The sequence below is a fragment of the Sulfurimonas sp. genome, assembly GCF_032250635.1.
Taxonomy (GTDB): domain Bacteria; phylum Campylobacterota; class Campylobacteria; order Campylobacterales; family Sulfurimonadaceae; genus Sulfurimonas.
In genome coordinates, this window is the sequence record NZ_JAVVFL010000001.1 from 1 (window position 1) to 22922 (window position 22922).

Annotated in this window: 12 protein-coding genes and 1 tRNA gene; 8 read left to right on the forward strand and 5 right to left on the reverse strand. The window is 40.6% G+C overall.

Annotated features, from left to right (window positions below; all coding sequences use genetic code 11):
* A partial coding sequence (locus tag RQ763_RS00005; protein WP_314150292.1) for a PAS domain S-box protein occupies nucleotides 1-641 on the reverse strand: 641 nt, incomplete at its 3' end.
* A 20-nt stretch (nucleotides 642-661) separates the two neighbouring features.
* Nucleotides 662-1426, reverse strand: coding sequence for a pyrroline-5-carboxylate reductase (locus RQ763_RS00010; protein ID WP_314150294.1), 765 nt, complete (start codon nucleotides 1424-1426; stop codon nucleotides 662-664).
* Nucleotides 1427-1488: 62 nt separating this feature from the next.
* Here RQ763_RS00010 and RQ763_RS00015 point away from each other — a divergent pair, with 62 nt between their 5' ends.
* From RQ763_RS00015 to RQ763_RS00030, 4 genes are all read left to right on the forward strand, one after another.
* Complete coding sequence (locus RQ763_RS00015) at nucleotides 1489-2721, forward strand: glutamate-5-semialdehyde dehydrogenase (protein ID WP_314150296.1); 1233 nt, start codon at nucleotides 1489-1491, stop codon at nucleotides 2719-2721.
* Between the two features lie 85 nt (nucleotides 2722-2806).
* Entirely contained in the window at nucleotides 2807-3148 is a 342-nt protein-coding gene (locus tag RQ763_RS00020; RefSeq protein WP_314150298.1) for a hypothetical protein, read from the forward strand.
* Between the two features lie 133 nt (nucleotides 3149-3281).
* Nucleotides 3282-4391, forward strand: a complete 1110-nt coding sequence (locus tag RQ763_RS00025) for a hypothetical protein (protein WP_314150300.1) — start codon at nucleotides 3282-3284, stop codon at nucleotides 4389-4391.
* Nucleotides 4392-4404: 13 nt separating this feature from the next.
* Nucleotides 4405-4704 carry a metal-sulfur cluster assembly factor gene (locus RQ763_RS00030; protein ID WP_314150302.1) on the forward strand — a complete coding sequence of 100 codons (300 nt, stop codon included), beginning with the start codon at nucleotides 4405-4407 and terminating at the stop codon, nucleotides 4702-4704.
* On the opposite strand, the gene RQ763_RS00035 is transcribed toward RQ763_RS00030, so the two are convergent.
* Nucleotides 4693-5772 (reverse strand): hybrid sensor histidine kinase/response regulator, encoded by a 1080-nt coding sequence (locus tag RQ763_RS00035; protein WP_314150304.1) that lies wholly within the window; start codon nucleotides 5770-5772, stop codon nucleotides 4693-4695. The two genes, RQ763_RS00030 and RQ763_RS00035, sit on opposite strands and share 12 nt — an antisense overlap.
* Nucleotides 5773-5865: 93 nt before the next feature.
* On the opposite strand from RQ763_RS00035, the gene rsmH reads away from it, so the two are divergent.
* The 4 genes from rsmH (at nucleotide 5866) to RQ763_RS00055 (ending at nucleotide 10473) form a co-directional block, all read left to right on the forward strand.
* Nucleotides 5866-6795, forward strand: a complete 930-nt coding sequence (gene rsmH, locus RQ763_RS00040; RefSeq protein WP_314150306.1) for a 16S rRNA (cytosine(1402)-N(4))-methyltransferase RsmH — start codon at nucleotides 5866-5868, stop codon at nucleotides 6793-6795.
* Nucleotides 6792-7070 (forward strand): hypothetical protein, encoded by a 279-nt coding sequence (locus tag RQ763_RS00045; RefSeq protein ID WP_314150308.1) that lies wholly within the window; start codon nucleotides 6792-6794, stop codon nucleotides 7068-7070. The genes rsmH and RQ763_RS00045 overlap by 4 nt, the downstream gene beginning before the upstream one ends.
* A 9-nt stretch (nucleotides 7071-7079) precedes the next feature.
* On the forward strand, nucleotides 7080-10214 hold the full coding sequence (locus RQ763_RS00050) for an efflux RND transporter permease subunit (protein ID WP_314150310.1): 3135 nt from the start codon (nucleotides 7080-7082) through the stop codon (nucleotides 10212-10214).
* A 182-nt stretch (nucleotides 10215-10396) separates the two neighbouring features.
* Nucleotides 10397-10473 (forward strand) — tRNA-Ile (locus RQ763_RS00055).
* Nucleotide 10474: 1 nt separating this feature from the next.
* On the opposite strand, the gene RQ763_RS00060 is transcribed toward RQ763_RS00055, so the two are convergent.
* Together RQ763_RS00060 and RQ763_RS00065 are read right to left on the reverse strand one after the other, a co-directional pair.
* A complete protein-coding gene (locus tag RQ763_RS00060; RefSeq protein ID WP_314150311.1) occupies nucleotides 10475-11152 on the reverse strand; it encodes a hypothetical protein in 678 nt (225 codons plus the stop codon).
* Nucleotides 11153-22918, reverse strand: a complete 11766-nt coding sequence (locus tag RQ763_RS00065; RefSeq protein WP_314150313.1) for an LPD38 domain-containing protein — start codon at nucleotides 22916-22918, stop codon at nucleotides 11153-11155.
* Nucleotides 22919-22922 lie beyond the last annotated feature (4 nt).

Sequence of the window (22922 nt, forward strand, 5' to 3'; positions counted from 1 at the left end):
GTCTCCCACAGATCTTTAAAAACTTCACTCGGGGTCTCTTCGTGGCGAACTATATTGTGGGGTTTTCCAAGAACTTCCTCTTTTGAATATCCGGAGAGTTTACAGAAGTTGTCGTTTGCGTATGTAATAATTCCGCTTTTATCTGAACGAGTAAGTATGGAGCTGGCATCTATGGCATCTTGATAGCTATTTAAAACAGAGTTATTCTCTTTTAGAAGTTTTGTTTTTTCGTCAAGTTCTCTCTCTAGCCACTGTTTATACTCCACTCTCTCAGTTATATCTCTCACTACGGCAATATTGTACATGGAGCCATCAACCTGCACAATTTTTACATTTGCTTCAAGCGGTATCTCTCTTTTATCTTTTGTTAAGAGTATCGCATAGTCGAGCATCGATTTCTTCTCTTTAAGCTCTTCTATATGCTCTTTAAACTCTTTTGATTCATGGGTCGGCTTTCTAAAATTTTCAATCCCTATTTTGTTCATCTCTTCAAGAGTGTAACCGCTCTTTTCTATAGCCGCTTTATTGACATATACTATCTCTGCTTTATCGTCTTGGAGTTTAAAAACAAAGAGCATATCGTTTGAGTTATCTAGCAGATCCGAAAAAAGAGTTGCGCAATTTTTTTGAAATTTTTGCATGGACGCTTTTGCCTTTTTTCTTATTTTGATAATTCAATCGCTTTTTTATATGCCTGTTCAATAGCATTCATACATGAAGCTCTTACGTTTCCATCCTCAAGAGCCCCGTAGCCCGCTGCAGTTGTTCCGCCGGGGCTCATGACAGCGTCTTTTAAGAGAGCCGGATGAACATCTTGTATAAGCTCTCCAAATCCTGCAAAAAGACCGCGCATCGTAGCCATGGCATCGGCTCTTTTCATCCCCTGTTTTACCGCTCCATCAGTTAAAGCTTCGGCAATAAGTGTAAGATATGCAGGACCGCTCCCTGCTAATCCTGTTGCGATGTCAAGCTCTTTTTCGCTTCCAAGCCAAAGAGTCTCCCCGATTGCGCCAAGCAGCTCTTTCGCTTCATCTTTGTATGACTCATCTCCCGTTAGCGTTGTCATGGATCTGCCTACGCTTGCAGCGAGGTTTGGCATGCTTCTTACAACGGCGTGAGGGTTGAGATTTTGTTTTATCTTTTGCACAGTTGTTCCTGCAAGAACAGAGTAGATGACTTTTGCCCTGCCTGTTATTCTAGCGGCAATCTCCTCTACATTTGCGGGTTTAACGCATAATATAATCGTCTTACCCTCTATATCAGAATCATCCATTAAAATTTTTTCTATTTTAACGCCCACTTCATTTTCAAACGTGTTTAATTTTTCTAAATTTCTGCCTATTACTTCGAGGTTATACTTCTCTCTTAGTCCCTTTGCAATGCTTAGAGCCATATTTCCGTTGCCGATGAAAGTGATAGTCTTCATAAAGTGCCTTTATTTTTTTATGGTAGTATAGCATTAACATATAAAATATAAAAGGAGAGATAATGGAACAATTTTTAGCAGAGGCAAAACAAGCGAGCAGGGTGTTAAGTACTCTAAGCGGGGCGAAAAAAAATAGAATTTTGAGAGAGATGGCAAAAGGACTGAGAGCAAATACGATGGAGCTCATCGAAGCAAATGCGAAAGATATGTCTGATGGCAAAAAGAATGAGCTCTCATCCGCATTGATGGACAGACTCTATCTGGACGAGAAGCGTATTGATGCTATGGCAGTAGCAATAGAGGATATAGCGGCACTTAAAGAGCCTGTAGGACGCGTTCTTGATGGCTGGGTAACTGAGGATGGATTAAAGATAGAAAAGGTCTCTATCCCTATCGGGGTTATTGGAATCATCTACGAATCTAGACCAAATGTTACAAGCGATACTGCAGCACTCTGTTTTAAAAGCTCAAATGTCTGTGTTTTAAAGGGCGGAAAAGAGGCTGAGAACTCAAATAACGCAATCGCGAAGATACTTCAGAGCGTTTTAGAGAGAAACAACCTTCCAAAATCACTCGTATCACTTATTCCCGACTCCTCAAGAGAGGGAGTTGCCAAACTTATTAAGATGGATAAATATGTTGATCTTATCATTCCTCGCGGCGGGGCAGGGCTTATAAAGTATGTGAGTGAAAATGCAACGGTAAGTGTTGTCAAACACGATAAAGGGCAGTGCCACACATATATAGACAAAGATGCTATTATGGAGGATGCTATCAAAATTGCCATCAATGCAAAAGTTCAAAGACCGGGCGTTTGTAATGCCATGGAGACGCTTCTAGTCGATAGTGCCGTGGCAAAAGAGGCACTGCCGCTCTTAAAAGTAGAGTTTGACAAAGCTAATACCGAGTTAAAAGGGTGTAAGCGGACTCAGGCGATTATAGATGTGGCAAATGCGACTGATGAGGATTACGATACAGAGTATCTTGCAAATATACTAAACATCAAAGTAGTAGATGGTGTTGAGGGTGCGATTGAGCATATTGTAAGATTCTCTTCAGGGCACTCTGAGGCAATTATCACTCAGAACGTAACCGCTGCGGAGGAGTTTTTAAATGCTATTGATGCGGCAGCCGTTTATCTCAATGCTTCAACAAGATTTACAGATGGCGGATCATTTGGCTTTGGTGCAGAGGTCGGTATTAGTACAAACAAACTTCACGCACGTGGTCCAATGGGAATCGAGGGACTTACAACATATAAGTTTAAAATATACGGAAGCGGACAAATAAGATAAATACGGCTTCATTGTTGATACAAATCAACGCTATAACTTTATATATTAAATATAATTTACCCATATAAATTAATAAGGAGTTTAAATGTCACTTATTCCAAATGATGCTTCAAAAATAGAAGTTACCGGTGCGACGGTAGATTTTTATAAAGTAGAGAAAGATGGTGAGAGTACTTACTATTTTGATACCTCAAAATGCGGTCCGCCAGATCCAATGGTAAACGCTGTGTGCGGATTGAAGCTTATAAAAGGAACAGATGATAAGTTGGTTATGATTAACCACAAAACGCCTGGAGGACTCTTCTCAAAACTAGGTGATGATGTCTCATATGAGACACAAGAGACTCCTGAGGGGTTAGTAAAAATAGTTTTCACAAGCAACAGCTCATCTAGCGCAGCAACCGACCTTGAAAATATAAGTCACTAACAGTTATATGTTCTCAGTATCACAAGACTTTGCCCCTCCATTTAAACTTATCTCTCCTTTTTTTATATTGGGGAGTCTGTTTTATCTGCTATCGGTTATATTTCTCTTTTTCTTCTCTGTAGATAATCTGTCAATGTTAGATACAAAAATATTAAGTTTTGTCCATCTCTTTTTGCTCGGTTTTGTTATGATGACAATTTTCGGTGCAATGGCGCAGTTAGTGCCAGTTGTGCTTGAGGTTGGGCACTTTGGGGTTGAACTCTTCTATGCGATATGGCCTCTGCTTGGCATAGGTACAATAATGATGGCGTTTGGGTTTGTAGGCTATCCGACACTTCTGCCTTTTGGCGGGACGGTTGTTTTAATAGCCATGATGATATTTGTTATGGAGATATTTCTAACGATAAAAAAGGTCAAAAAGTTTAATCTTGTCATTAGCAGTATGCTTATGGCAAATATATTTCTCTTTTTTGGAGTCATATTTGGTCTTGTGATGGCTCTTGGATACGCAGGAATGGTAAATATTGATATAAATGCACTGCTCAAAGGGCATGTGTTTTTAGTGATTGTCGGATACATAGTAGTTACTATAATGGGGCTCTCAGTCGTGCTGCTTCCTATGTTTGGACTCTCTCACGGTTTTAGTAAAAAGCCTCTTGAGATCTCTGTAGCACTTGTGAGCATCGCTGTAATTTGCGTTGTGCTCTCATCACTAAGTGGAGCTGCACTCCTTGGTTACGGAGGCTACACATTGGCATCCGTAGGATTGCTGATATACTTTTACTTTATATATACTATACACAAAACTAGAGCAAGAAAAGAGATTGATATTTACGCAAAATCTCTTCTATTTGCATATTTTTCTCTGATTACATCGCTGGCATTGGCATTAGTATATTTAGGTATCAGCTATGAACCGCTGCTCTTAGCATCTGCATGGATGATGTTTTTTGGTTTTTTTGCTTTTGTTATCACGGGGCATATGTATAAAATCATTCCGTTTCTTGTCTGGTTTGAGAGGTTTTCCCCACTTGTAGGAAAGCAAAAGGTACCGATGTTGGCAGATATGCTTCCTACAAAGAGCGCTTCTGCTCAGCTTCTGTTTGGCGCTCTTGGTGTTATTGTGATAGCGGCAGCTATTTTACTTCAAGAGGGAGTTCTCTTAAAAGCCGGAGCATCATTCTTACTGATGGGTGCTTTAGCTCTGGTAAGAAACGTCTTTTATATGATCAATTATAAATAAAAGGATAAAAAAAATGTATACAAAAGAAGAACTATTTTTAGCAATATCGACAGTCATAGACCCTGAGGTCGGTTTTAACCTTGTAGAGATGGGGCTTATTTATGACGCTTCATGTGATGAAGATGGAAATGCGTATGTAAAGATGACTCTCTCTACAAAAGCGTGCCCTATGCATCAGCTTATCCAGCAGTGGGTAAAAGAGGCTGTGAAGAAGATGGCAGGGATAAAGAGTGTAGAGATCGATTTAGTTTGGGAGCCAGAGTGGAATATCACTATGGCTGATGAGCATGTAAAAAAAGCTCTAAGCCGCTAATGTATACTCTTTGATAGCTTCGCAAACTTTTTCAATAGACCTCTTGTAATTCTTCAAGTTGCTTACATAGGTTAAGTCTAGAGGGTTGGCGATACTATTTTTTAGTTCAAGCGCGATTTCATGCAGATTGTCCGCACCGATGTTTGCCGCTACACCCGATATATCTAGGAGCAGTTTATCGGCATCTATGCCGTTTGTCCCATTTATATGCGATTGAAGCGTCTCTGCAGAGTTGGAGTATTTTGATAGAAAATCATTGAGTATTTCAAGGTAGAACTCTTTGTCTCCCCCGCATATCTCTAAACCCTTATTCGTGTCAAATTCGGCACTCTCTTGAGATGGTTTAGGAGTTTGTTGTGACTCCTCACCAGTTGTATAAATATATAAAATATCATATAGCGCATCCATTTTAAGAGGTTTTTCCAGATGCGCTTCCATACCTACATTTAGCATATTTCTAACATCGTCTGCCGCAGTATCGCCGCTGAGCGCCACAATTGGAATATGCACATAGTTTGGATTTTTTCTAATGAGTCTTGTTGCTTGATAGCCGTCTATTATCGGCATATGGGCATCCATGAAAATTACTGCAAAATCTCTGTCATTTTCTAAGATATTTAACGCTTCTTGACCATCGTTTGCAATAGTAATATCTATGCCGGAGGTGGACAAGAGCCCGGCTATAACTTTTTGATTTATTATATTGTCTTCGGCGATGAGTATTCTTGTACCTTTAAAATCGGCAAAGTCATCTTTTGTAATTTTATCATGTGGAAGAAGCTCTCGTTTTTTTCTATTTACACGGATTGGAGCAGCAGTCTCAATAGGAGCTGTTTCTATCTCCTGCGCACTGGGTTGTTCCTCTTTATATTCAGGTTGCTCTTCTTTTGTTGTTACGGAAGGTTCAGGCTCTTTTTTGTCGCTTTTTGCAACCTCCTTATCCTCCTCCTTGGCTAATGCAGCTGCTTTGTTTTTTGAAATATTTAAGAGAACAACTATTATTACAAGAGTTGCTACGACAATTAATCCTATTAGTTCTATATAATATTGACTTATTATTGTTTGCATATTTAGAGCTCTTTTTTTCTTTATCATACTGTAATAAAAATTAAACTTTACAAAGTTAATGTATAATTGTAGTAAAAATTATATAGGTCTTGAATGCAAATTATTCCACATGTTCCGGTTTTATACGCGCAGGTACTAGAAGCCTTCAGTGATATCGAAAATGGGGTGATTATAGACTGTACGATGGGGTATGGCGGGCACTCTTCGATGATACTTGAAGCAAATCCCAATATCAAGCTTATTGCAATAGACCAAGACCAGACTGCAATCGATTTTTCAACTTCAAGACTAGAGCCTTATAAAGAGAGAGTCGAGATAAAAAAAGGGCGCTTCTCCACCGTCATCAAAGAGATTCTTAAAGAGCATGATATTAAAGAAATCAGAGGTGTTTTGGCGGACATTGGAGTCTCATCTTTGCAGCTTGACCAAAAAGAGAGAGGCTTCTCTTTTTCTAGCGATAACCTTGACATGAGAATGGACACGGATGCGCAACTGAGTGCGGCAGAGGTCGTAAACGAGTACTCTCAAGCTGATCTTGAGAGAATTTTGCTTGAGTATGGGGAACTTAGAAACTATAAAAAAATAGCCTCTTTTATTGTAAGCAATCGCCCATTCTCATCCGCAAAAGAGTTGAGCGAAGCCCTGAAACATCTTATGCCAACGGGAAAAAAGATTCACCCGGCAACACTTCTCATGCAGGCTATTCGCATAGAGGTAAACAACGAACTAGGCGAGCTAAACTCCCTTTTAGACACAATAGAAGAGGCAAAATTTCCGAATGCAAAAATAGCGATTATCTCCTTTCACTCGTTAGAGGACAGAATGGTCAAAAACAGCTTTGTGCGCTGGAGAGAGAGCTGTATCTGCCCAAAAGAGGCGATGAGATGTACATGCAGCAATGATTACTCATACGGCAAAATTTTAACCAAAAAACCTATTACGGCAGAAGATGATGAGCTAAAGGCAAATCCTAGAAGCAGAAGCGCAAAACTAAGAGTATTTCAGACGGATAGCAAAGCATGAGTGAGAAAACAGAGCTTTTAAATGAAGTAGATTTAGTTCTCAATCCAAAAAAAGGCGTCGATGTAAACCACCTTCTGTATGTTCTGCTTGGCATAACATTTGTCTCTGTTGTGCTCTTTCCTAAAATATATATTCAGCAGCAGATTTACTTTAAAAGTAGGGATATATCAAAACTAAAAAGCGAGTATGATACGCTAAAAGAGGAGAACAGGCTTATAAAAGGCTCTGTTGAATCTATTAGATTTAAAAATCAAGTACTTGATACTATATTTTAAAGAGGTTCGATGATTCGACGTTTTTTAGAGTTTGCAATAGATAAACCGCTGCTCAACCATATTTTACTCACATTTATTTTTGTTCTCTCCATATTTGCATATGTCAATATCCCAAAAGAGATATTTCCTCCTATGAACATGGATAAAGTTACCATAGCTGGTGGATACGTCGGGACTTCTGCCGATGTGCTTGACAAGATGGTCGTTAAAACCATAGAGGATGAGCTTCAAAACATTAGTGAACTTGACATTATAAAAACGACCATTAAAAACGGCTCTTTTTCTATCATAGCGGACATAAAACCGGGTTCTGACAATGCGAATGTTTTAAATGACGTAAAAGATATAGTAAGCAGTGTAAAAAAAGATCTGCCCTCGGACATGGCAGAGCCGATTGCAAAGATACAGCTGCATAACTTTCCTCTCGCACTTGTGGCACTGGCGGGCGATAGACCAAAAGAGGAGCTACTGCAAAGAGCGGAGGAGTTAAAGAGCGAACTGAGCAAACTTAAAGAGCTTAGCGAGATCACTATCCGCGGCGATGCCGAAGAAGAGCTTGTCATAAAGATTAACGAGCAAAAAGTTTTGGCGTTTGGTCTGCAGCCTGCTTTGGCGGTAGAAGCGTTAAGAAACATAAGCTCTATTTTTCCCATAGGAACCATTAAAGACAGAGGTTCTCATCTTTACATCTCAACCTATAACGGAGAGAAAAATAAAGTAGATATTGAGAGCACAGTCATAAACGTAGGCGGTTCCAGAGTTCTAATAGGCGACATTGCGGATGTCTCTTTTAGACTTAGCGATGAGACGGAGCTTTCACACTACAATGGTGTGAGAAATATATCCATAAACGTCGCAAAAGCAAAAGAGGGAAATGCGATAGAGCTTGTGAAGAAGGTTAGAGCCCTTTTAAAGGAGAGCCAAAAGCTTCATCCTGAGCTTCAGTATGAGATATACGCGGATACTTCTGTGTGGATTAAAAATCGTTTAAATACCGTTTTTGCAAATATAACTTTTGGACTTATGCTTGTCTTTTTGGCGATGCTTATCTTTATAAACCGCGGCATAGCATTTGTTGTTGCCATCGGAATCCCTCTGAGTTTTATGATAGGGCTTATAGCCACCGAGATTATGGGAGACAGCTTAAATATGCTCTCACTTTTAGGGGCACTCATAGCTCTTGGGATGCTGGTTGATGAAGCCATAGTCGTTGCCGAGAATATCTACAGGCACCTAGAGGAGGGGATGGACAGAAGAGAAGCGGCAATAGTCGGAGCGCAGGAGATGTTTCCGGCAGTTTTAACCGCTACTCTTACAACCGTTTTTGCATTTTTACCTATGCTTCTGCTTAGCGGCGAGATGGGAATGTTTATAAAAATTATTCCTATCATGATAACCGTGCTGCTCCTCTCATCACTCTTTGAGGCGTTTTACTTCCTGCCGCTTCACGCGCACGACTTTTTAAAAGTATCGCACAGTGATAGTTCTACGAGAAAAATCTGGAAAAAACTCACCTCTTGGCATAATGCTGCATTGCATTTTGTTTTTAAAAAGAGATGGATTTCGCTCATAGTTATGGTTGTGACTATCTTATCTTTAACAGCCGTTATGATTAAAAACTCCAAATTTCAACTCTTCCCTGATTTTGACACCACGCAGGTCTACGTCTATGGAAAGGTAAATGTAAACAACGAGCTTGAAGATACAGAGGCTATTGTAACAGAGCTTGAGAGAGAGCTTTTGAAAAATATAAAAGGGGATGATATCTCCTCAATCACATCGGTAATCGGTTTTAAACTTGATGCCAAAAATATGGTTGAGACGGGGGAGCATCTTTTTCATATCTTTATAGATTTGAGTGAACGCGCCGCCGACAATGCTTTTGATGAGTATATTAGCCCATATCTCTCTATTGAGTACGATAAAGATATCTTAAAAAGAGAGAGAGACGCAAGAGAGATTGCAAAAGATGTTGAGAGAGTCGTGGAGCCGTTTAGAACTCTTAAAGAGAGAGGAAACATTACCTATGAAGAGCTTGTCGTAAAGGTTCCGGGAGCCGGTGTTGTTGCCTCAGATGTTGAGATAAGCTTAAGTGCAAACGATGAGCAAAAAACAGTGCAGGGCATAAAAGAGCTTGAAGACGCACTTAGAGCGATAGAGGGCGTGAGCAATATCTCAAACGATGCAACGCTTGGCGAAAAAGAGCTGAAACTTCGCGTAAACGAGTATGGACAGCAGCTTGGCTTCAATGAGGAACAGATATCAAAAGAGCTTAGAGCGTACTACCTCAAAGGCGAGTACGGCAAGATGTTTAACGAGAGCGGACTTGTTCGCATAAAGATAGAGAGCGGCGTAAATGAGCAGATAAACTCCATAGACAGCATAGAGGTCAAGGTTCCCTCCAGCGATACTTTTGTTTTGCTAAAAGATGTTTGTGATTTTATAATGACACAAGGATTTGTAGCTCTTCAAAAAGAGAACGGAGCAAGGATAAGAACGGTAGTTGCGTCCATAGATAAGAAGATTATCACATCTGCTGAGGTCATGAAAAAACTTGAACCTACATTCTCGAAATTAAATAGTGATGGCTACAAACTTGATATAAAGGGAGAGGAGAAGGAAAACGCAAAAAACAAAAGAGAGCTGATGCAGTCAGCACTTATAGCAATCTTTTTGATTTTTATAACTCTTGTTTGGCTCTTTGACTCCATTAAAAAATCCCTCATCGTCATAAGCACAATACCGCTCGTTCTGCTTGGCGTATTCTTCGGTCACATGGTCATGGGAATAAACCTAACAATGCCCGGAATGATAGGGGTAGTAGGACTCGCGGGCGTTGTCGTTAATGACGGACTTATTGTAGTGAATTTCATAAAAAATGCAACAAATACAGAAGAGCTTATGAAGCAGGCACAAACAAGATTAAGACCGATTTTACTGACATCGCTTACAACGGTTCTTGGACTATCAACACTTATATTTTTTGCTTCAGGGCAAGCCATGATACTCCAACCAATGGCAATATCCCTAGGTTTTGGAATAGCATGGGCAACTGTTTTAAACCTGATTTATGTACCGCTTCTATATGCAGTAGTTTTTAAAATCAAAGATGCACAGATATCAGAAAAATCTAAGGTGGTCTAAAGTATAATTCCGACCTACAAAGCAATAGCTTTTCTAGAAACAGTGGGTTCTTAGCTCAGTTGGTTAGAGCCCCCCGCTCATAACGGGTTTGTGAAAAGTTCACAAAGTGCTGTTTTGTAGGTGTTCTAAGTAGGTTTATTTTTTTTGGGTACCGAGTTGGGTACCGACTTCATGTTTCAAATGGGCTTTTAACTCAGTTGGTTAGAGTCCCCCGCTCATAACGGGGTTGTCGCAGGTTCGAGCCCTGCAAAGCCCACCATTTATGAAACATTTTCCGCAGTTTGCATATCAATAGCTTTTTTATGTTCTGCTTTCATCAGCTGCTCTAACTGCTCAACAGTCATAGAGTTCAATTCCTCAGCACTATAATTTCCATTCGCATTAAAGATAACAGTATCCGGACTTTTTCCAAACCTTGCTTCTTTTGCTAGTTTATGTATCTCACTACTTGCTTTGATGTCCGCTTGCTTAACCCTTGTGATATCTTTTTTAACTTGGTTAGACAAAACAATGCTGGAGAGCATAGAGTTTTTAAAGAGCTGTGCATCAAAGTAGTCAGCTTGTACACTCGCGAGAAGTGTCATGTCCGTTTCTATACGCGCTTGAAGTTCTGCATTATCGCTTCCGATATCTAAGATACCATCTACTTCAAGGTCGCCTTTCTTACTCACTCCATAGTATTTATTGAGTTTGTTTTTCATCTCGTCATACACGGAGGTCGCTTCTAACTCCTCTCGTAGCTTCTTTGCAGTGAGAGCAACTTTGTTAGCTTTTGAGCCTTGTAGCCAAATTCCACCGTACTCATCTCTATCGTCATTTTTCCAATCGCTCAAAGTAGAGACGCTTACCGCCTCATCTTTGCTTATGTCCGTAAGAGACTTGTCCATAACCTCAAACAAAGCCCTACATCTAAAACGAATCTCTAAATCATGTGCCATCTATTTCCCCTCAAACTTTTTAAGCTCTTTTTCTAGCGTCTCGCTTACGCCTTTAAAAATCTCTGTTCTTTTCTCATAAGCAGCGTTGATGCGCTTCTCTTTCTCTGCCTTGCTAAGTTTCTTATCATAAGTGATATGCTCAACCCTATTTTTTATATTAGTAAGCTTGCTTGCATATCTTGCCATCAATCTACTAACTTGAACGTATGCTTTTTTCTCATCAGCACTCATGTACTCAGTAATATTTTTCCCACCATCTATAAAAGCTTTTTTCTTTTTTGCCTCAAAGCTTGCTTTAACTCCGCCAGCCTTTCGCATAAGTTCATAATATTTCTCGCTGTAAGCTGTGCGCGTTTCAACCTCCTTGCCTCTAAAGCGGTATGTTAAAAACTCTAAAGCATTTCTTGCAAACGGTCTTGCTCCCCAATCTTTTTCATTCCACAACATATTTTCCGTAGTTTCCTCTACCATCTTCGCAGTAAGCCCTAGGTAGCCATCAATATAATGCTGCATCAGAATTGGACTTGCACCAGTAAGCTCGCCTGCCTTTTTATAAAGAAGCGGCGTGAAGTTCATGTATTGGTCACTCTTGTCATCAATGTTTTCCAAGTAACTTGGAACAATGTCTCCACCTGTCCAGTTCTTGTTTGTCATATCTTCAAGTATAGGTTGAAATAAACCACTTACGTCTCCTATGCTAAACATAGTCTTTATTCCCCAGACAAAATCCGCTGCTGCCTCTTTGCCATGCTTTGTGTAAATTCCATCTGCGACAATCTCTGGCATAGTAGCAAACGCAAAACCAATATCGTAAGGGCGAGGTATCTTGATGTGCTGATCACCTATGAAGAAATGCCAGTACATAAGCTTACTATCGCGAGTGAGTTTTTTATAGCGCTCATCGTCTCTGTTTGCCGACCATAGTGCAAGAGTTATAACAGAGATAAGCCCTCCAGCTGCGTAGAGTCTTAGTTTGTGCGCTTGCAGCTCTCCTAGTTGATTTTTAAATTTTACTGCATTGGATAATTTCATTTCTCCATTGAGAGAGAATATGCGTCTTGCAGTTTTATCCATACCGTTGATACCAGCTTTCATAAACGGAACGGTTGCTAAGAAGCCAGTCCACGTTCTGTTGCTTCCTTTAATAGTAAAGTCTGTACTGACCTCGTTACCCTCAAATGCTGCCTGCATATTACTCTTGCCAGAGTTTGTAGCAAGTAAAAACTCTCCTATTCTAGTTCCGTACTCAAATGTATCAGCACCATACGCCATTGCGGATAGAAGCTTGTTTATTACCTCAAACCCTCTATTTACCTCTAGCATACCCATAGCATCCACATCTCCGCCTAGAGTAGTTCTTCTTGTTCCATAGCCGCCGCCGCTTGCCATAAAGTTTTTATAGACATCTGTTTTCATGACAAAATGGTACATGCCGCGTACAGATGTCACAACCGGAATAAACTTGTTCTTAGAGAGAACAGAAGCACTTACTGTGTCTCTTACAAAGTTTGTGCCGTAAAATAGAGGATTGTTTGTAATGTTCCAAGTCATTACATTTTTAGCACTCATCAAGTATTGAACAAGCTCGTTATAGTTTGCAGATCCAAAAGATGTAAGACTATCTACAAGAGCAGCATCATGAACTTCAAAGTAAATCTTTTTGCCGTTGATGATTACAGTCTCTATATACCCTGTTTGAGAAGTAGGCTTATGCCCATGCGTCCAAAACTCTAAAGCGGATGGATTGTCAATCAAGTTCTGCTCTATCTCATTTACATCTATAATGATGTCGGCATTGATATCTCCGCTAAGTATCATTCCGTCTTTTGCAACAGTGATTCCAAGTTGCGCCATAAGTTGTGCCACTTTTTTCGCTTGCTGCGCTATGTCAGATTTTACAAGTTTATTTTCTGCGCTTACTTTTGTTGCAAACACTCCACCCATATCGCTATCATCTAGCATTTTGAAAAATACCGATTTCCCACGGGAAATTAAAGCTTGTTTGATGTTGCTCTCGATTCCACCAATGATATTCTCCATGATGTTACCTAAAGAGTGTGTGCCTCCGGTAAGTCTTTGACCTATCTTTGCCGGAGGAACTGCTCCGTTTTGCACGCTCTCTGTAACTCTATGAAAAGGTACATAGTTTTTGTTCATCTCTTGAAAATTCGCTTTTTGCTCAGGAGTGATTAGGTTCATGCCAACATAAAAGTCAAGCATCGCATCGTTAAACTCTTGATACTCATTGAAGATTGTCTCAAATTCAGGATACTTCTGCGCGAGTAAGAGTCCAGCGTCTATCTCTTGCTCTGTTATGAGGTTCTCTCTTCCTTGCCCTTTAAGCTCCGAAGCTCTCATCGCGACAAGATAATCAGATAGAAGTCTCACTCGCTCCTCAGATACTTTAGTTGCAGGAGCAAAAATATCGTTAAGAGCTTTGCCACTATAAGTGATATCTCCGTTAGCTTTAACGCTAGGTACGCCAAAGTGCATAGCTGTGTGCATCAAAGAGCTTGCGTGTTCTGCTAGTTGAAGTATCTTATAAGGACTTTCAATCGCATCTGTTGCAACATCGCCACGGATTGCCGCTTCTATGCGCTTAATGCTATGAACTTTATCTATTGCCGCTTGTCTGATGTCCTTACTTATCTCCGCTTGACTTCTCTGTATCTTCTTTGCAGTAGAATTAAGCTCTCCTCCTTGCTTGCTTCTTAGTGTTGCAGCGGCTCCTTGATAGTAAAACTGGTGCATCCCTATTTGTAGCATCTCCATTTTTGCTTGGAGGTTTTTATCTTTTGCTAAACGCGCTTCAAAATCTTTTACCATATTTGGCGCGACTAGAGTAAGTGTATTGTAGTTTGTAAGCCACAAACGAACGAACTCAGCAAAACCCTCGTTTATGACTTTTTTAGGGTCTGTGGTGTAGCTAAGCGCTTTTACTTCCTCTTTATTTTTTAGGATGATACTTCTAAAGAAACTATCTTTTGCATCCTTGCTTTTGTTATTGTGAAAGAAGTCTAAATAGTGAGCCATCTCATGCGCCATTATTTCAACATCGCTATAGTTTTTAAGACGAATTGAGCTGTCTTTTCTTTTATATATGCCGAGGGCGCTTTTACCTTTTATCTTACCGTCATAAAGTCTATTGCCTATTATATCGCTTACATAGATACGTAAACTATCAGCATTGATTGGCTTATCTGCCGCAGGGAGTTTTACTTCTCTTTTGTTAAGCGTGATCGTATCACTCAAAGGGCGAGAAGGAATACCGCTCACTGAATAGTTTGGAACATAGTTGATGCCGGCTTCATCATACCCATTCGCACGCGCATAAAAGTTTGTCTCTTCTATCTGCTTCTGCTCTTTAGGCGTAGGCTTTTTAGAGTAAGAGATAGTCTCCGGCTCTCTGTCTGCCAAGTAACTCTCTATCTCCGCTGCGCTCTTGCCCTCGCTCTTTAAAATCTGCTCAAGCGTGTAGGCTGTTTTGATTTTATCTATGCTTACATTTTTCCCATCATTCGTAAACTCATCAGTAATAAACTTCGTCTCTGCCTCGTGTGATGCTTTTTGCTCTTTGCGCTCATTTGCCTTAGCTTCTATCTCGGCAATTTCTACTTCTATACCTTGAATAGTATTTTCATACTTTGCTTTTCTCTCAACTAAGCCTTGAATATGCTTATCTAACTTCTCTTTTTTCTCTGCTTCATCCTTGATGCCCTCATACTTTGGAAAATTTTGAGGCATAAGGTTTTCATCTGCCCCTTTTATTGCATCGCTGTAGTTTTTTATTGAGCCTTGTTTTGTTTTTATATCTGCATCAAGCTTAGTGATGATATTTTTGAGATTGTTCGCGTCTACAACAGCATTTTCTATGACTCTCTGTTTTCTAAGTCTCTCTCTCTCAAATGGGTCACGCTCTAAATCTATAACCGCTTGATACGGGTCGGTAGTGTTTGAGTTGTCTATTATGGAAACACCATCCACCACAACTAAGTCCTCATTTTCAGAGAACTTATACATATCGTTAAACCCTCTTTTTTTCATAACAATGTCATAACTTCTTTTGTCAAAAGTTCCAAGTTGAAAAAATTGGTGTACGCGCACTTCTGTATTTTCATTCCCTTGACGCACGCCACGGTTAGAGCGCTGCTCTATCTCATCGGGGCGGAAAGGAATATCAAGCTGGTAGATATCAGTTGTTTTTCTGTTTAGGTCAACACCAACACCAAGCTTGCTTGTATTTCCAATAATTACTTTTATGTCGCCATTGTTATACATGTCCATAATTTTATTTAGCATATCAGGTTTTATGGAACTCTTTGAGACTTTGCCTGTCGTAGGATTTACAAAAGCGGCACCATTCACAAAGACAACCTCTTTCTCATCAAACAAGCCAGTTGCTAAGATTTTCTCTCGTGTCTCAGCGTGCGTGGATGTAACACTCCCGTCGCTGTTTTTTACAGAGAGTCTATCCAAGAAGATGATCTGCCCACTATTGCTATTTTCTTTGTATTGATTTGTAATCAACTCTATCGTTTTCAGTATCTTATTATTTTCAGATGTTGCGATATCGTTGTCTATAACATCAAAAAGGTCATCGGGCGTAAATTGAGATTTACCTTTTGTTCCAACATCATAAAGTCTTAAATCAATACTAGCACTTCTCCCCGCTCCCATAGCAACAAGAGCTATCTCAACTTCGCTAGAGTCTAGCAACCCGCTTTTTATCTTCTTTGCATCTTCCATCGCAGCTAAAATTCTATGCTGCACGTCTTGAAAAATCTTCTCTCCGGCACTGGAGAGCTTAAGATAGTGCTGCACATCTACCTGCTTTGGTCGTGGAAGCTCCGGCATATCTTTAAAGCCTTTGTAATCCACAAATCTATCTAGTATCTTGCCCATCCAATCAAGGTTTTTCATGCTTGCTAAGGCTTCTCTTTTTACTATCTTGCCTGCTGAGTCTGTAGTTTCAAGCTCCTCTATATCGTAAAAAGTATCAACAAAATCTCTAGAAGAGACAATACCATACTCGTAAAGGATGCTCTCGTCTAAATGCTGTAAAAGTGTGTAAAGCTCCAGTGGCTTATTTGGCGTTGGCGTACCTGTAAGCAAGATGACATTGTTGCCGTTATTATTTTGAGAAACATATTTGCTTTTAAATCTAAAGTCATAGCTTCGCATACTTCCAAGGGTCGCGCTATGAGGTTCAGCGCCCTCGAGGATATCCTTTGCTGTCAGTGCTTTTCCATTTTTATCGGAGTAGCTCATCACTACACTTGCCCCAAGTCCACCTTTGATATCTTTACCGCCAAGCCCGATATTTTTATAGTATTGCACTTCATCTGCTATCAACCCATCAAAGCCCATCTTTGCAAAATCAAACTCAACATCACTACCGTATGCTTGTTTAAGTCCATTTTTTAAAGCTCTTTTTTTAGCCTCTGCCGATACGCCTTTTTTCTTTGATTTTGTATCGCCTGCCTCAACTTCCTCTATGGCTTGTATCTGCTCAACCAAATCATCTACATACTCACTCATTACATCACTAGGTAGCCCAAACTTTTGGAACATTGTATCGCCAATTATTGTGAAGTCGTAGCGATTGTTTGCAAGATCAAAAGCCATCTGCTCTTTTTCTTCACGGCTTAGTTGTGTCCACTCTTTTGCATTTCCTTTATTTACACCGCTTTTTACTTTTGGAAATTCAAACACTGCGGCATGTGGATAAAGTTCTTTAACACTGTTTTCCCACTGAGCAATTGTGTTTACGGGAACAACAAAGAGAGGCTTTTTCATAACGCCTTGACCTATAAGGTTCATAACTGCAACTATTGCCGTGATTGTCTTGCCTCCTCCGGGTGCAAAAGCTAAAACACCTTTTTTATTAAACACCAATTTTTCAGCGCCCTGTAGTTGATGTGATTGCATAGCGAAGGATTTGTCTCTAAATGTTTTAGGAAGCTCACGAAGTAGTACGCCTGTCATCTCAGGACGGACATAAAAGTTTGAGTATCTGTTGTACTCGTCTGTAAGTATTTCAGCTAAGCCTTGTTTTTCTATATACTGCATTACTTGTGGAACTAAAACCTCGCTCAAAAGCTTTGTAGCTTCCATGGTCCTTTGGATGTTCTCTTGATCGCTCTCGTCTTTGCCTTTTGGAGCAAGAGCTTTTTTGTTTAGGTATCTATTGTAAAGCTCTGCTTTCATACCGTCGCCATCAAACACATCGGAGCGAACAAATAGCTCACCGCTTTTCTCTGTGCTTATTGCATCGCGAACAGCGTTAGGTAACCAGCTCTCTCCACCCTTAACTGTGATATTTTTAAAAGGTATCTGCTCAGGAACTATTGCTTTTAGCTTTATGTACTGCTCGTTGTATTCGTCTATACTAAGTCCATGGTATTTGCGTAGCCCCTCAACAGAATCAAGTTTTGCGTAAACATTGCCGCTGTAGTACATAAAGTCAAGCTGTATCTCGTTTACTCCGCTGCGAACATAGCTACGATTTTTTACCAACTCTTGCATATCCTCTTTGCTTAAGTAGTCATACTCTTTTGAGGTATCTATGGCTGTGTCGCCAGTGGAATAAAAAAGTGCACGCTCTATTAGTGGAGAGTTTGCATCTACTTCAAGTACGCCACTATCTTTAAATCTCGTCTGCTCTCCATAGATAGGCGCAGGAGTAAAGTCTTTATCAAAGTAGCTCATAGATTCTTTAAGAGCTATGTCGGAGCGGTGCTCTTTCATAAACTTTTTAAGTGCTAAGTCGTTATGAGGAGATTTCTCAAACCGTTGCTTGTAGTTTTGTATCTCCGCAAGTGCTGTGTTTATCATTGTTTTGTCTTCAAGACGAAGACCATCTTCTGTAAGCATTTTTATCTTTTCAAGCAAGAGCGCCTTTTGTGCGTTATCGCCTTTTAGAACTTCTCCAAACATAGCTTTTTTAGAAGTGTCGCTAAATGAAAGCTCCTGCGCGTAGTAAACCATTTTCCCATCTGCAAACTCGCTGTGAGGTTTAGCTTCGCTTACCAACTTCATCGGGATCTTGTTTTGTGCTGCATACTCTGTAGCTTCTTCTACGTTTTTAAAACTATGCTGCTCGTCTTGTGTCTTCTTAGCTATTTTATACGGCTCATAACTAATCTTGATGTTTTCAAACTTTGGCTCGCCGCGAACTATCCAGCCCTCTTTGCCCATCTTTGTTTTATCGTTTGCTACAACCACTTCATCGCCTAGCAAATTCTCAGGATGCTGCAATAGGTATTCGTTCATAGCAAAACCGTCTTTGTTACCAATGTTTACAAACTGATTATTCACATCTTCTTGACGACTCTTTACTCCCTCGGGTCGTTTTTGGATGAAGATAATATCTATCATGGTATCGGTATGAGCATTTTTAGCTTGTGACTTCTCGGGAAGTCTAAATGCACCTATGATATCGCCTCTGTCCATTAAATACTTTCTAAGATGTCTCGCTGTAGTTGTTCCATCCATTGTTCCGGTACTTGTCATAAACGCGATAACACCGTTCTCTTTTACTTTATCCATAGAGTGAGCAAAGTAAAAGTTATGTATCGCTTTAAACGCAGGTTTGATTGTCATAGCATGCTCACGCATAAGCATCTCTGTACTCGCAAAAGGAACATTAGAAACTATAAGGTCGTAATTCTTGCCCTCAAAGGTCTCATAAGTGTCTGCAAAGAAGTTTTTGATTTGAGGATAAAGTCTTTTTGTGATTTCAATGTTTGTCGTATCTATATCCACAACATCCCATGAAGCATTTGGCATAAACCCAACAAAGTTGCCACTGCCAACTGCCGGCTCTAAAATTTTATCCATAGGAACGTCTGCATCTGCTAAGGCTTTGTAGATTGATTGTACTGTAGCGTAGTTTGTGTAGTGCTGATTTACTGAGTTTTCGTTTGCCTCTCCAAGTCCACCCTCTCCGGTATAGTGGCGAAGTATCTCTCGGTCTGCTTCTGTAATCTCTTCTAGTGGTTTTTTTATGATTTCGAGCGTAGCGTCATTGAACTTTTTGCGTTGACCTTTTGTAAGCTCAACTGGAGTTCTCCCCTCTAGTGAATAGCTCTCAGTGCTATTTGGTTCATCAGATCTTGGTAATACTCTGTTTGCATCAGTTGTCTGTTGCTTAGGTTGTTTATTTCCGCCATCGGTTTTGTATCCGTCCACTCCGCCATATCCATTGGATACTTCATCTTGAGTGCTTCCATTCGTACCAAGTCCGTCAGGTCGTCTATCGCCCTCTGATACTGACTTGTCACTTCCTTGATTTGTTTTTGTGTCAAGTGTGTTTTGTTTTGAAGTTGGTACTCCAGCTGTATTATTTGTTCGCTCAACAGTTTGACTGCCTGCGTCATTTCCTCTGTTCTCATTTCCTCTATTCTCCTCTCTCTCAACTATATCCATTATATCACGAACAAACTCAGATGAAGTTAGTTTGCTATTTTTTATCCATCTGTTGCTGCCGTCTTTTTTCGTTGCTTTGTTGGTAGTTCTGTAAAGCTGCCCATCAGTAAGGCGCATATCATCGCCCATAGTGTACGCATCGTGTATGCCATCTTCTATGAGATCATAACCAAGCGAGACATAAACACCAATATCACTATTTGGCTTATAGAGTTTAAACGAAACACTGCCACCAGCAGGAGCAAGGTTGTTGCTAACTCCCATATATGAAAGAGGTTTGCCTTTTTTATCTACTGCAACCTCCCATCCACCAAGAGCTTTTTGCAACTGCTGCACATATTTCGCTACATCTTTTTGAAGCTTCTTTGATACCTCACGACTAGGAATTTCATTCATAATCCCCTTAGTTGTATAAACCTTTGTCGTGTCAAAGATTATTTTAGCATCGCTGCTTCCGGATACACCTCTATCGTTAGCTCCCTTGCTTTCTCCTGCGTATGTCCCTTTGCTAGTAGGCTCTTGTAGAGTGGTATCGCTTTTTGTCTCAGTTGGTAAAGTGCCTGCGTCCGTTTTTGTGTTTGCTGCGGGGTCTCTGTTGTATTTTCCATTTTCCTCTTCCTCTAAGTATGTGTCTAAAAGTCTTGCAAGAGCTGATGCTTCTTGCTCTTCAAGCTCGTTTAAATTCCAGTTAGCCTGTAGCTCGTTAAATCTTTTGATATCCTCTGCTAAGTGCGGACTGCCGGCTCTATGCAGCTGCTCCATAACTCTGTCGGAGAGTTCGCTATGCTTGCCATTTTTAGCATTAGTGATAGCGGTAATAACATCTTCATATTTTACCACACTATTGACTATACCCTTCGCCCACTCAGGAACGATATACTCTGTGCTTGCAGTTGTATCAAAAAGAGCGTTTCTCGTACCCTCAAAAGCAAGTGAGTTTTGAGTGCCTTGCTTCGTTTTTGTGGCAGTAGACAAAATGCCGTACGCGCGCGCATACTCATCTTGTACAAAATTGTCATACTGTGATGCTGCATATTCAGGAGAATTATCAAGCACTCCCAAGTCTGCTTTGAGTTTAGCAAGCAACTCTGTGTCTATCTCCCCTTTTCCAAGTCTTGTGATATCACTCTTGGTAAGTAGAAAATCTGCTCTGTAGTTTCGCTCATACTGCGCCTTGTCATAAGTATTTTTATCAGTACCGCCATGCCCATCAAGTTCTCTTCCTGCACCAGCCTGTACAAGGTTGTTTACACTTGCCGCATCTTTGGCATAAATATCTTTGCGCATATCAAGAAGCGATTTATAACGAGGGTGATTTTGTAGCTCTGTAAATTCTGTATCTTGCGCCTCTTTTGTCTCCACGACATTGATGTCGTTAACATCCGCTTTCGCCTCCGGCTCAGGCTCTCCGATAACAGGCTTTTCGATTACGGGTGCGGGAGTTGATGTTGCTGTTTCATTCACACTTGCACTCAAATCCTCAAGTTCAAACTTCTCATCTTGCGTAAGTTCATCATCCGTTTTTTCTTGCAACTCTTGAAGTCGTGCCGTATCTACCGTTGGTGCATCCGCAAACCCTTTAGGCTTCAACTCCTCATCCACTTGTAAAGGATTACTTGACAACTCGGCTCTAAGCTCATTCCAGCCTGTATCTATTGCGTTGAGTCCGTTATTGTCACTCACGTTTAAGCCATTGGCTTTAGCATCTGCTACTATCTGCTCTTGCATCTCAACACTATCAACAGCTTCAACAGGCACGACTTGCTCAGGATGATTGATGACTAAATTTTGAAACTCATCTTGAATAGTTTTTACTTTACCACGCAGATCGTTTGAAAAGTTTATATACCCTGCATCGTCAACGGTAGTAACTAGCCCACTGCCCAATACCTGCTTATTATAAGCATCTTGCACATACGCCTCACGCGCTTTTTCTTGCTTCGCCTGCGATAGAGTGTTAAATATTTCTGTTCCTGTAGCGGTTGCGCCACTTATTCCGGCACCGGCACCAGAGCCTGCCACAAATCCGGCAAGAGCATCGTCCGCGTACTCTGCTGGACTGCTTAGTCCTTTTTCCGTACCTACCTCTTCGCCAAACTTCTCTATAGGATTTTGTAGAGATTCAGTAGTTCCCTCTACTACAAATCCTTTTTGCATTTGTTTACCTACGGTAGTTATTGCGTCTTTGAGCGAACCATCAAGCGCATCTTTTCCTACACTCTTGACAACATCTTCCGTTGTTGCCTTAAGACCAAGCCTATCAAGGATTATACTTCCCATGGTTGTTGGTGCAGTCATAAGGTAATCGTTTGCCGTTGGCTCTTTGCGGTTGTTATTTTCTGCTCTGTGCTCTGCACTCTCTTGTTGTCTCGCTGCATAGTAAAGAGGCATTGCCGCTACCATCTCTGCCATATCAGGAGCGCTTACCACACCCTCGCTTCCAATATAGTTGCCTAGCTCTTGCCAAGCATCTACATCAAACACTCCGCCGCTGCTAAATCCTTTTTTTACCTCTTCCCAGCTATGTGTAGGCTTTTGAACTATGGATCCATCGTGTAGTTCCATCTTGTTTTTTTCATACACGAAATCATTAAGCTTATCACTTGCATTTTTAAACCAATCCGCGCGCTTTTTATTTTGTGCATCCAGCGCCTCAGTGGTTATGCCGAGGTACTCCATGGGTGTCTTTATATTTCCAAGTAGATTGTATGTGCCTTGAATCGCATTTGCAGTAAGCTCGTTCACGCGGTTTACGACTCTTTTGCCAAGCTCCCATTCGCTAGCTTCTGGATTGACATAGTCTTGATTTTCGCCCATAGAGATAGTTCTTTTGTTTGCCTCTATGGTTTGGGCATCTTGCTCAGCAGGCGAAATCATTCTTGCAGGTGTGTCGTTAAATATTTCAACAGCAGTTCGCATTGCAGGCTTAAACTCTCTCGTAGCGGTTACATCATCAGTTTGCACGATATCTGATGTGAGAGCATCTATCATAAAAGGCTTTTCAGCAGTAGCGGCTTTTGTCTGTATCGGGAGAGAACCGTCTCTGTTTGGTGCAACTGCATTATGTAGGGCAGGGTCGGTTACATCAGTATCCTCTTTGTATACAGGAGCAAACGCGCGCTCTATTGCAGATACTCCTTTGTCAAGGGTGTCGCTAACATCAAAGTCAAGCTGTGCATTTACAAAGTTCTCTTTAATGCGTGTCTGCTCTTGAGCATCAAGCGCTAAAAACTCAGCATCTGCCATTTCTGTATCGAAGTAGTTTGTAGTAATTGTCTGTTTTTTGGAGAGGTCAAGCGATTGAAAATCTTTATCAGAGAAGATGTCTATCTGTTTCAATGGG